This is a genomic window from Paractinoplanes globisporus DSM 43857, assembly GCF_000379645.1.
Lineage (GTDB): Bacteria > Actinomycetota > Actinomycetes > Mycobacteriales > Micromonosporaceae > Actinoplanes > Actinoplanes globisporus.
Genome location: NZ_KB903306.1, coordinates 90494 through 101465 on the forward strand (window position 1 = coordinate 90494; position 10972 = coordinate 101465).

Below are 10972 nucleotides of genomic sequence, written 5' to 3' on the forward strand. Positions count from 1 at the left end.
CTTGCACTCCCGGCATTACCCCCATACCGCCCCATCGCGACGGGCCGCACTATGCGCGCGAGCCAGCCCGGCCACCCGCGGGACGGTGATGGATACGTGTTCGCACCGGAGGCGCGCATCCTTTGCCGACCGGTGCTGAACATTGATGCGCAGGTGTTCGCGACGCGCACGTCGTCATCGTTGTTCGCCAGGCGTCGCTGAACGTTGCGCCGCAGGCGTCCGATACGCACAGCAAGTAGCCACACTTGCCCGCAGCCCGGCCCCTGCACCGAGCCGGGCAGGCAGCGCCGGCCGCGATCACGCGGCGGCCCGGGCCATGGCGGTCACGTCCGCTGGCCCACCCGCCAGCCGTGGTGGCCGCGCGCATGGGTGCGCAGAGCAGCGCGCATGGGTGCGCAGAGCAGCGCGCATTGGTACGCAGAGCCGGACGGGGGCCGCTGTGCGGAGGATCTCGGCTCGCGACCTCGGGTTCGAACTGTGTCAGGGCGGGCCGCGCGCACGCCTCGCCGGGCAGGTGACCGGCCGTCGATGGAGCGGGCGGCGGCAGGTGGGTGACCGACGACGAAGGCCGGCCCGCCCTTGTTGCAGCTCAGCCCGGATGGCGGCGGCACGGGGCCGGGACGGCACCCACGCCGGCCTGGTATGCCGGTGCTTGGCTGACCTCGTACGGCAAAAGGCCTCAGAAGCGGCGCATGCCGCCGAACTGGCGGTCGCCGGCGTCGCCGAGGCCGGGGACGATGTAGGCCTTGTCGTTGAGGCCCTCGTCGATCGCGGCCGTGACCAGGCGCAGCGGGAGGCCGGACTGGCTCAGGCGCTCGATGCCCTCGGGGGCGGCCAGCACGCAGCAGAGGATCACGTCGGTGCAGCCGCGCTCGACCAGCAGGCGGCAGCAGTGCAGCAGCGAGCCGCCGGTGGCGAGCATCGGGTCCAGCACCAGTACCGGCTGCTCGGAGAGGTCGGCCGGCAGGGACTCCATGTAGGCCCGGGGCTCGAAGGTGTGCTCGTCGCGGGCCAGGCCGACGAAGCCCATCGACGATTCCGGCAGCAGGGCCAGCGCCGAGTCGGCCATGCCCAGGCCGGCCCGGAGCACCGGGACGATCAGGGGCGGGTTGGCCAGCTTGGTGCCCTGGGTCGGTGCCACGGGCGTGGTGATCGGGAACTGCTCCACGGCGAAGGAGCGGGCCGCCTCGTACACGACCATCGTGGTGAGCTCGTGCAGAGAGGCACGGAAGACGCCCGAGTCGGTCTCCGCGTTGCGCATCGCGGTGAGCCTGGTCTGGGCCAGCGGGTGATCTACGACGAGTACGTCCACGGCGACAACCTACCGGTCAGCCAAGATCAAATGTCATAGGCCCGCGTAGAATCCTTTTCATGACTGCGACAGCGACGTCGACCGCCAACCTGCGGGCCCTTCTGCACGGGCTTCCGGGCGTCGACAAGGTGGGCGTCGAGGCCAGGGCGGCCGCGCTCGGCACCCGATCGGTGAAGACGACCGCCAAGGCCAAGGCGATCGATCTGGCGATCCGGATGGTCGACCTCACCACTCTCGAGGGCGCCGACACCCCGGGCAAGGTCCGCGCGCTCTCGGCCAAGGCGCTGCACCCCGACCCGGCCGACCCGTCGTGCCCGTCGGTGGCCGCCGTCTGTGTCTACCCCTCGATGGTCCCGGTGGCCGTGCCGGTGCTGGCCGGCAGCGGCGTGCACGTGGCCAGCGTGGCCACGGCGTTCCCCTCGGGTCAGGCGCCGCTCGACGTCAAGCTGGCCGACACCCGTGACGCGGTGGCGCTCGGCGCCGACGAGATCGACATGGTGATCAGCCGGGGCTCGTTCCTGGCCGGCGACTACGCCAAGGTCTTCGACGAGATCGTGGCGGTCAAGGAAGCCTGCGGGGACGCCCATCTCAAGGTCATCCTCGAGACCGGCGAGCTCGGGACGTACGACAACGTCCGCCGCGCGTCCTGGCTGGCGATGATGGCCGGCGCCGACTTCATCAAGACCTCGACCGGCAAGGTTCCGGTCGCAGCCACCCTTCCGGTCACGCTGATCATGCTCGAGGCCGTGCGCGACTTCCGCGCCCAGAACGGGCGCCAGGTCGGCGTCAAACCAGCAGGCGGCATCCGTACGACGAAGGACGCCATCAAGTACCTCGTGCTGATCAACGAGACGGTCGGCGACGACTGGCTCGACCCGGACTGGTTCCGTTTCGGGGCCTCCTCGCTGCTCAACGACCTGCTGATGCAGCGCACCAAGCTCACCACCGGCCACTACGCCGGTCCGGACTACTTCACGCTGGACTGAGGCCGCACATGTTCGAATACGCTCCCGCCCCCGAATCGCGGTCGATCGTCTCGATCGCGTCCACCTACGGCCTCTTCATCGACGGCGACTTCAGCGACGGCAAGGGCACCTTCAAGACGATCAACCCGGCCAGCGAGGAGGTCCTCGCCGAGGTCGCCATGGCCGCCCCGGAAGACGTCGACCGGGCCGTGGCCGCCGCCCGCCGCGCGTTCGGCCCCTGGTCGGCGCTGCCCGGCGCCGAGCGCGCGAAATATTTGTTCCGGATCGCCCGGATCATCCAGGAACGCTCCCGCGAGCTGGCCGTCCTCGAGTCGCTCGACAACGGCAAGCCGATCAAGGAGTCGCGCGACGTCGACCTGCCGCTGGTCGCCGCGCACTTCTTCTACTACGCGGGCTGGGCCGACAAGCTGCGGTACGCGGGCTTCGGCACCGACCCCAAGCCGCTGGGCGTGGCCGGTCAGGTCATCCCGTGGAACTTCCCGCTGCTCATGCTCGCGTGGAAGATCGCTCCGGCGCTCGCCGCGGGTAACACGGTGGTGCTCAAGCCGGCCGAGACCACGCCGCTGTCCGCGCTGTTCTTCGCCGACGTGTGCCGCCAGGCCGACCTCCCGCCGGGCGTCGTCAACATCATCACCGGCGCCGGCGACACGGGCCGCTACCTGGTCGAGCACCCCGACGTCGACAAGGTCGCCTTCACCGGCTCGACCGAGGTGGGCCGGCAGATCGCCCGCTCGGTGGCCGGCACCGGCAAGCGGCTCACGCTCGAGCTGGGCGGCAAGGCGGCCAACATCGTCTTCGACGACGCGCCGATCGACCAGGCGGTCGAGGGCATCGTCAACGGCATCTTCTTCAACCAGGGCCATGTTTGCTGCGCGGGCTCGCGCCTGCTGGTGCAGGAGTCGATCGCCGACGAGCTGCTCGATTCCCTGAAACGGCGGATGGCCACGCTGCGGGTCGGCGACCCGCTCGACAAGAACACCGACATCGGCGCGATCAACTCCGCCGCCCAGCTGGCGAAAATTACTGAATTGTCGGAAATTGGCAGTTCGGAGGGCGCCGAGCGCTGGTCGCCGCCGTGTTCGCTGCCCGATCACGGGTTCTGGTTCGCCCCGACGATCTTCACGGGGGTGACCCAGGCCCACCGGATCGCCCGGGAAGAGATCTTCGGACCGGTGCTCTCGGTGCTGACCTTCCGCACGCCGGAAGAGGCCATCGAAAAGGCCAACAACACGCCGTACGGGCTGTCCGCCGGCATCTGGACCGACAAGGGCTCACGCATCCTCGCCGTTGCCGACAAACTGCGCGCCGGTGTGGTCTGGGCCAACACGTTCAACAAGTTCGACCCCACCTCGCCGTTCGGTGGTTACAAGGAATCCGGTTACGGCCGCGAGGGTGGCCGGCACGGCCTGGAGGCGTACCTTGCCTAAGTCAGCACCCACCGCGAAACCGGCGCCGGCCAAGGCGGCGAAAGCCGCGAAGGCAGCTTCCGTGAAGACCGAGCCCGCTGCCTCCAACGGCCGCGCCCGTCTCGCGGTGCGCAAGACCTACAAGCTTTACGTCGGCGGGGCGTTCCCGCGCAGCGAGTCAGGACGGACCTATCTCGTGGACGGCGACAACGTGGCCCTCGCCTCCCGCAAGGACGCGCGCGACGCGGTCGTGGCGGCTCGCAAGGCCCAGCCCAAGTGGGCCGGCGCCACGGCGTACAACCGCGGCCAGGTCGTCTACCGCGTCGCCGAGATGGTCGAGGCCCGCGCCGCCGAGTTCGTGGCGCTCGGCGTCCCGGCCGCCGAGGTGGACGCCGCGATCGATCGCCTGGTGTGGTACGCGGGCTGGTCCGACAAGATCGCCCAGGTGGTCGGCAACGCCAACCCGGTCGCCGGGCCGTACTTCAACCTCTCCTCCCCCGAGCCCACCGGCGTGGTCGGCGTCGTCGCCCCGCCGTCCCTGCTCGGTCTGGTCAGCGTCGTGGCCCCGGCGATCGTCACCGGCAACACGGTGGTCGTGCTCGCGGCCGGCCCGCAGGTCGCGATCACCCTGGCCGAGGTGCTGGCGACCTCCGACGTGCCCGGCGGGGTGGTGAACATCCTGACCGGCCGCGCCGCCGAGACCGCGCCCTGGCTGGCCTCGCACGACGACGTCAACGCGCTCGACCTGACCGGCGTGACCGACCCGGAACTGGCCGCCGACCTGGAACGCACCGCCTCCGGCACGCTCAAGCGGGTGCTCCGCTCGCGCGGCGAGACCGACTTCACCGTCGATCCCGGTCTGCACCCGATGACCGCTTTGCTGGAGACCAAGACGGTCTGGCATCCGAAGGGGTTTTAGGGCCGTCCTTTATCGGCCGATGCGGAAGTACGGGGGACGGTCGGTCCACACTCAGGCACGCCTATTAGGGTGTGTCGGCAGAATCACCGTCCAAGCGTCCGCATCATCCCGGAGGTCACCGTGGCCAGCCAGTCCGACGAGTCCGAGGCGTCCACGCCCGTGGACGAGAAGTCCGGTCTCTCCGGCGAGGAGCTCTGGGAAGACGTACGGATCGAGCCGGTCGAGATCGCCCTGCCGGCCGGCGTCGGCCTGACCCTGCGCGCCTACCGGATGGCCTCCGAGCTGACCCCGACCGAGGTCGAGGCCGAGGAGGAGGACCCGTTCGACGCCCGCAAGGGCCCGGCGTCCCGCGTCGACGACGAGGAAGAGGTCATCGTCGACGACGAGTTCCAGGCGCTGCTGGCCGAGGGTGACGACGACGCCGAGAAAGCCGAGGAACCCGACCCGGCCGATTTCGACGACGAGGCGGACGAGGCCGAGGACGAGGCGGCCGACGAGGAAGTGCCCATGTTCCTCAGTCACAAGGGCCGTCTGCTCGCGTTCAAGAGCCCCGAGTCGCTGGTCTCCTTCATTCGTTCGGGTGCACCGCACGACCTCGCACAACTCGACAGCTGGGCGACCCTGGCCGAGCGGGTACAGTCGACCGACATCGACCCGTCCGCGGACGACCGTTACGAGCTCGACCTCGTGGTGGAAAACCTGCGCGGCGGGCACGACACATGGGACCTGCCGTTGCTCATCGCCGCCGGCGAGGTGGCCCGCGACCTGGGGTACGCTCTGCGGCTCAAGCCGGTGATCCTGGCCCTGTCGGCCGGTTCGCCGCTGGATGACCTCGACGAGGCCCTCCGATCCGCGGAAAGTGGCGGGATGGGTGGATTCTTCGGTCGCCGTCGATTGAAGAAAATCGGGGCACAACAGGCAAGTCTCGGATGGCGTTCGGTAATCGGCAAGATCTCTGCCGCTGTGGACTGGCGCGACTGACCCCTAACCAGGGAGCATCAGTGCTTGGCCTAAGACAGCACAAGTCTCAGTCCCGGGGAGGAGGACGACGCCGTGGCGCTCGTGCGCGTGTACTGCGGTCTCGCGTCGGCTGATGATTCGGTTCGTGCGGCCCCAACCGCACAGCTGACCATAGCCGTGGTTGATGACGCAGGCCGGCTGCTCGGCGTCCACGAGATCAGCGACGACCCCGGCGGCTACGCCGAGCTCGGCATGCTGCTCGTGGAACGGACGAGTGGATTCACCGACGCCGCGGTGGCCGCCGACAGCGACGACCACCTGGTCACCTCGTTGCTCACGGCGGCGGGACGGCCACTGGTCGTCACGGACGACGACACCACCGACGACTTCGCCGAGCGCTTCGCCGACGACGACTCCGTCGAGGAGATGCAGGCCCCGCCGGCCGCCCGCCGTGCCGTGGGCCTGGCCCGCGCGCTGCAGGCCGGCGCGATCGCCGCGACCACCCAGGCCGCCCCGCGCGAGCTGGTCAGCTACAAACCGGTCCTGGCCGCCCACGTGGCGCTGCTCGGTGGCCGGCACGCGGCCGCCGTGGCGCTGCGTGAGGTCCTCCGCGAGCTCTACCCCGCCGCCCTGCGGGCCTATCCCGACCCGGCCCACCCGCTGGCCCTGGCCGTTCTCGACGCGCTGCCCGAGCCCGGGCGGCTCACCGCGCAGGGCGCCGAGGCCGAGCAGGTGGCCGAGCAGGTCGCGGCCGAGCTGATCCGCTCCGGCGCCGGCACCGACGACGAGATCATCTCGGCGGTCACCGCGCTGCACGTCGCGATCAGCGAGTCGCCCCGCCGCGGCGGGGTCAACAAGTCGCTCGCCCCGGCCGCCGCCGAGACGGTCCGCAAGGCGATCGCCGCGGTCCGCGCCGGCGATGCCGCGTGCGCCGCTCTGATCGGCACGATCTCCGCCCGCACCACCCCGTCCACGCGGCGCTCCGAGGCCGCCGCGCTGCGCTCCGTCCCGGCGCCCGCCGGCCGGCGCAGCCGCCGCGAGCCGACCAGCGCAGGCGTCGGCACCATGCCGCATCCGATGAACACGCCGCCGGTCGCGCCCGACCCGGTGGCGCCGCCGCCGCTCGCGCCGCGCCCGGTCACGCCGCCTCCCGCGGCGCCCGCCGCCGCGGCCGCGTTCCCCAACCGCGCTCCGGTGCCCGGCAACCGGCCGGTCTCGGTGCCGCCGCCTCCGCCCGGCATGACGCCGATCACACCGGGGTCGCGCCCGGCGCCCGCGCCGTCCTCCCCGGCCGGTCGGCCGTCCAGTGGGCTGCCGGCCGCGTCGATGCCGCCGTCCTCGATGCCGCCGTCCTCTCTGGCGCCCACCTCGATGCCGCCGTCCTCTCTGGCGCCCTCGTCGCTCCCGCCGTCGTCGCGGGCCTCGTCCTCGTTGCCCTCGCGGCCGTCGTCCTCGATGCCGTCGTCCTCGATGCCGTCGTCCTCGATGCCGTCCTCGTCGCTGCCGCCGGCGTCGATGTCGCCGTCCCCGATGTCGTCCTCGATGCCGTCGGCCTCGGTCTCGCCGGCCGAGAGCGGCCAGCCGTTCCGGGCGACGCTCACCAACGCGGCGATCAACAACGCCCGGGCCGAGCGCCAGCGCACGACGATTCCGCCGCGTCCGTCCCGCGCGCCGTCGAGCCCCGCGCCCGGCAGCGCCACCGACTACTCCTCGCTGCCGATGCCGACCCAGCGGCCCGAGTCGGCCGAGCCCGGCTCCCGGGCGAACTGGCCGCTGCTCAACCCGAGCGGCGACGACGCCATCCCGCCGGCCGCGTCGATCAGCGCACCGCCGGCCGACAACGGCCGGGTCAAGCCGCCGTGGCAGGACATGCCGAAGGAGCCGCCGGCCCTGCGCCTGGTCGAGTCCCAGCTGGGTGGCAGCAGCCTCGACACGACGATCCCCGGCCTGCCGGCGATGAGCGATCCACCGTCGCTGCGCGTGGTCGACGGCGAGGGCCGCCGCAACGGCATCCGTCGCAGCCCGGTCAACGCCCCCGGCACGACGACCACCAAGCTCACCGCGCTCGACCGCAGCACCACGCCGCCGGTCGGGGCCGACAGCAGCGACACCGACCTGCTGATCTTCGCGGCGGCCCGCTCGGCCTGGTTCACCGGCCACACGGACACCGCGTCCGATCTCGACTGGGCCAACCCCAACGACAGTGGCTGGCGCGCCGCCGAGCGGGCGGCCACACCCGAGATCGCGGCCGAGACCGCGGCCGGTCTGCCCAAGCGGGTCCCGCAGGCCAACCTGGTTCCGGGTTCGCCGCTGCGCGACGAGCGGCCGCTGCGCATCGTGCGCGACGCCGCGAGCATCGCCGCACACACCACGGGCTACTTCCGCGGCTGGCGGCGGGGTCAGGAAATCGGCGGCTTCGCGATGGGCGGCCGCCCGGGCCGCGAGTCGGCCGGCGGCTGGGACTTCACCCGCGACCGCGAGGGCGCCGACGACTACCGCAACAACAACGCGAACTACAGCTCCCGCTAGCCCGGTTCCGCTGCAGACCGCTTCTGCGAACGCGGCCGCGACCGATTGGTCGCGGCCGCTTCCCGTCTCGGGCGACCCGTCACCGCGGCTGATCGTCGCAGGCAACCCCTCGCGACCGCTTCCCGTCGCGGGCGATCCCTCACGGCCCTTCCCGTCGCGGGCGACCCGGCGCCACCGCTTTCCGTCGCGGGCGACCCGTAACCCGGCTTTCGGTCGCGGGCGACCCGCCTCGGCCCGTGGCGCGCTGGTCAGGCGCCGCGGTCCTGCCAGGTGCATAGGCAGACCTTGTTGCCCTCGGGGTCGGATAGCACCCAGAAGCTCGGCGCCTCCGCGTCGCTCACCAGCGAGCCCCCGGCCGCGACGGCGGCGTCGATACGTGGCTGAACCTCCGCGGGGTCGACCCAGATGTCCGGGTGCCAGCGCTGGCGCGGTTCCTCGGCGCCCGACTCCTGGAACCAGATCAGCGGCAGCGTGCCCGCCCGGTCGACCAGGTCGTCGCCGATGTCGGGTCCCCTGTCCTGTTCCATGCCCAGCACCGCGCCCCAGAACGGCAGCACGGCGCTCAGGGCCGGGGTGTCCAGCGCCAGCTCGAGCTGGCTGACCCCGGCCGACGTCTGCTCGAGCCCCGCGGCCGCGACCAGCCCCGAGATCGTGCGGGCCATTCGCACGTCGCGCTCGGTCACCCCGCCCTCGTCGTGGCTGAGCAGCCTGATGTTGACGTGCGGGTAGCGCAGGTCGATGTCGGGGTGGTGGTTCGCCCGCTCGGCCTCGGCGCCGATCGCGTCGACCAGGGCGAGCCCGGTCGCGAAGTTCCCGCTGCGGACCCGGGTGTGCAGGCTGCCCGCGAGCATCACCCACCCGGCCAGCCCTTCCTCGGCGATCTGCTTTCCCGTGAGCTTCGTCATGCCTCCCATCCTTCTCCCCGCCGCCCCACGCGCGCAGCCCGGTGGCGGCATCATGAGGCGGTGCGCGCGATCGTCTTCGACTTCTTCGGCACGCTGACCGACCCGGCGGCCGAGGCTGGTCGCCGGGCTTCGTTCGCGGCCACCGCGGCCGCGCTGGGCGTGCCGGCCGATGTCTTCTGGGGAGAGATGGCGGAGACCTTCCCCGAGCGCATCGTGGGCCGTTACGGCGGCACCCGGGCGACGCTGAGTGCGATCGCCCGCCGCTGCGGCGCCCACCCCGCCGAGGCGCAACTGGACAACGCCGTCGCGGCCCAGCTGGACGGCGCCGAGCTCGTGCGCCCGCCCCGGGCCGGCGTGCTCGCCCTCCTGGACCGCCTGCGCGCCGACGGCTTCCGCCTGGGACTGATCAGCGACTGCTCGAGCGAGCTCTACGAGTCATGGCCGGCAACCCCCTACGCGCCCCGTATCGACGCCACGGTCTTCTCCTGGCACGAGGGGTGCAGCAAGCCCGATGCGCGCCTCTACGCGGCCGTCAGCGCCCGTCTCGGGGTCGCTCCCGCCGACTGCTGGTACGTGGGCGACGGCGGCAGCCGCGAGCACGACGGCGCCCGGCGCGCGGGGATGCGCCCGGTGCTGGTCAGTAACGCCGCGTATCCGGGCGCCGAGGCCTACCGCAGCGACCCCGACCCGTACCGGCCGGATCTGGTTGTCGATGACCTCGACGAGCTGCTCGCCCTCACCCGAACTTGAGCACGCAGAAGCCCCGCTCCGACCGATCGGAGCGGGGCTTGCCGAGGCGAGTGGGCTGACTACTCTGAGTGATCGACCGGGCCGTCCGGCATCGCGCCGTGGGCCGTCGGCCGCTCGACTCAGGCAGGTGCGACCGCGCGCGAGCGACGCATCGTCAGCACATACTCGACGAGCGAGATGAGGACGTTTTTCGTCGACTCACGGTTGCGGGCGTCACAGCTCACCACGGGCACGTCGCTGGAGATCGCGAGCGCGTCGCGAACGTCCTGGGCGTTGTGGTACTGCATGCCGTCGAAGCAGTTGATCGCCACCAGGTACGGCAGGCGACGGTGCTCGAAGAAGTCGATGGCGGCGAAACAGTCGGCGAGACGCCGCGTGTCCACCATCACGACAGCACCGATCGCGCCCCGCACCAGCTCGTCCCACATGAACCAGAACCGCGTCTGGCCGGGGGTACCGAACAGATAGAGGATCAGGTCACGGTCGATGCTGATACGGCCGAAGTCCATGGCGACGGTGGTCGTCATCGTGCCCGGCACCTGCCGGTTGTCGTCGACACCCACACCGGCCGAGGTCATGATGGCCTCGGTGGTCAGCGGGGTGATCTCCGAGACCGACCCGACCAGCGTCGTCTTGCCGACGCCGAACCCACCGGCGATGACAATCTTCGCCGATGTAACGCGCCCCCCAGCAGCGGGACGGTGCGACATGTCAGAGCCTGCGAAGTCCACTCAGCACCCTTTCCAGCAGTTCAGTGCCTACCGCGTCGGTCTCGTCTTCCAGCGAGGTGGGCTCGTACACCGCGACCAGGCCATCGGAGGCCATGTCGGCGACGATCACTCGAGCCACACCGAGCGGCAGTTGCATGCGTGCGGCGATTTCTGCGAGCGACTGCACACGGCCGCCGTCGCACATAGCCGCTATGTACTGATGCTCGCTTCCACCCTGCCCGCCGCGGATCACTCCAGATCGTCCGCGCACGGTTGTCTCGACCAGCGCTTCCAGCGCTATCTCAAGCTTCGGTCGGGTCCGACCGCGGGTCACGGCGTACGGCCTGACCAGCGCGCCGGTCGGCTCATCGCGCTCGGGCATCGTCACCGCTCACCCCTTCCTCGAACCCTAGAAGTGTCTCGTGTTGTCAATGTTTTGGACAGCCGCCGAGCGGACCAACACTCGGCGGAACCGTCCAGTAAACCCCGTTGGCT

General features: G+C 71.3%; 10 protein-coding genes. 6 read left to right on the forward strand and 4 right to left on the reverse strand.

What is annotated here, in order from left to right; all coding sequences use genetic code 11:
• Positions 1 to 679: 679 nt before the first annotated feature.
• Positions 680 to 1312, reverse strand: coding sequence for a uracil phosphoribosyltransferase (upp, locus tag A3CQ_RS0120670; RefSeq protein ID WP_020512857.1), 633 nt, complete (start codon positions 1310 to 1312; stop codon positions 680 to 682).
• Between the two features lie 59 nt (positions 1313 to 1371).
• Here upp and deoC point away from each other — a divergent pair, with 59 nt between their 5' ends.
• From deoC to A3CQ_RS53530, 5 genes are all read left to right on the forward strand, one after another.
• Positions 1372 to 2298 (forward strand): deoxyribose-phosphate aldolase, encoded by a 927-nt coding sequence (deoC, locus tag A3CQ_RS0120675; RefSeq protein ID WP_020512858.1) that lies wholly within the window; start codon positions 1372 to 1374, stop codon positions 2296 to 2298.
• Between the two features lie 8 nt (positions 2299 to 2306).
• Positions 2307 to 3725, forward strand: coding sequence for an aldehyde dehydrogenase family protein (locus A3CQ_RS0120680; RefSeq protein ID WP_020512859.1), 1419 nt, complete (start codon positions 2307 to 2309; stop codon positions 3723 to 3725).
• A 61-nt stretch (positions 3726 to 3786) separates the two neighbouring features.
• Positions 3787 to 4623 carry an aldehyde dehydrogenase family protein gene (locus tag A3CQ_RS0120685; RefSeq protein ID WP_020512860.1) on the forward strand — a complete coding sequence of 279 codons (837 nt, stop codon included), beginning with the start codon at positions 3787 to 3789 and terminating at the stop codon, positions 4621 to 4623.
• Between the two features lie 69 nt (positions 4624 to 4692).
• The gene (locus tag A3CQ_RS0120690) at positions 4693 to 5604 is read left to right on the forward strand and encodes a SatS C-terminal domain-containing protein (RefSeq protein ID WP_370657616.1); all 912 of its coding nucleotides are present in this window, start codon (positions 4693 to 4695) and stop codon (positions 5602 to 5604) included.
• A 72-nt stretch (positions 5605 to 5676) separates the two neighbouring features.
• Positions 5677 to 8112 (forward strand): hypothetical protein, encoded by a 2436-nt coding sequence (locus tag A3CQ_RS53530; protein WP_040432653.1) that lies wholly within the window; start codon positions 5677 to 5679, stop codon positions 8110 to 8112.
• Between the two features lie 248 nt (positions 8113 to 8360).
• Here A3CQ_RS53530 and A3CQ_RS0120700 read toward each other — a convergent pair whose 3' ends face one another.
• The gene (locus tag A3CQ_RS0120700; RefSeq protein ID WP_020512863.1) at positions 8361 to 9017 is read right to left on the reverse strand and encodes a 4a-hydroxytetrahydrobiopterin dehydratase; all 657 of its coding nucleotides are present in this window, start codon (positions 9015 to 9017) and stop codon (positions 8361 to 8363) included.
• A 60-nt stretch (positions 9018 to 9077) separates the two neighbouring features.
• Here A3CQ_RS0120700 and A3CQ_RS0120705 point away from each other — a divergent pair, with 60 nt between their 5' ends.
• The gene (locus A3CQ_RS0120705; RefSeq protein WP_020512864.1) at positions 9078 to 9767 is read left to right on the forward strand and encodes an HAD family hydrolase; all 690 of its coding nucleotides are present in this window, start codon (positions 9078 to 9080) and stop codon (positions 9765 to 9767) included.
• 119 nt (positions 9768 to 9886) lie between these two features.
• On the opposite strand, the gene A3CQ_RS0120710 is transcribed toward A3CQ_RS0120705, so the two are convergent.
• Both A3CQ_RS0120710 and A3CQ_RS0120715 read right to left on the reverse strand, forming a co-directional pair.
• Positions 9887 to 10477, reverse strand: coding sequence for a GTP-binding protein (locus tag A3CQ_RS0120710; RefSeq protein WP_020512865.1), 591 nt, complete (start codon positions 10475 to 10477; stop codon positions 9887 to 9889).
• A gap of 1 nt (position 10478) precedes the next feature.
• Positions 10479 to 10859 (reverse strand): DUF742 domain-containing protein, encoded by a 381-nt coding sequence (locus A3CQ_RS0120715; RefSeq protein ID WP_026205958.1) that lies wholly within the window; start codon positions 10857 to 10859, stop codon positions 10479 to 10481.
• Positions 10860 to 10972 lie beyond the last annotated feature (113 nt).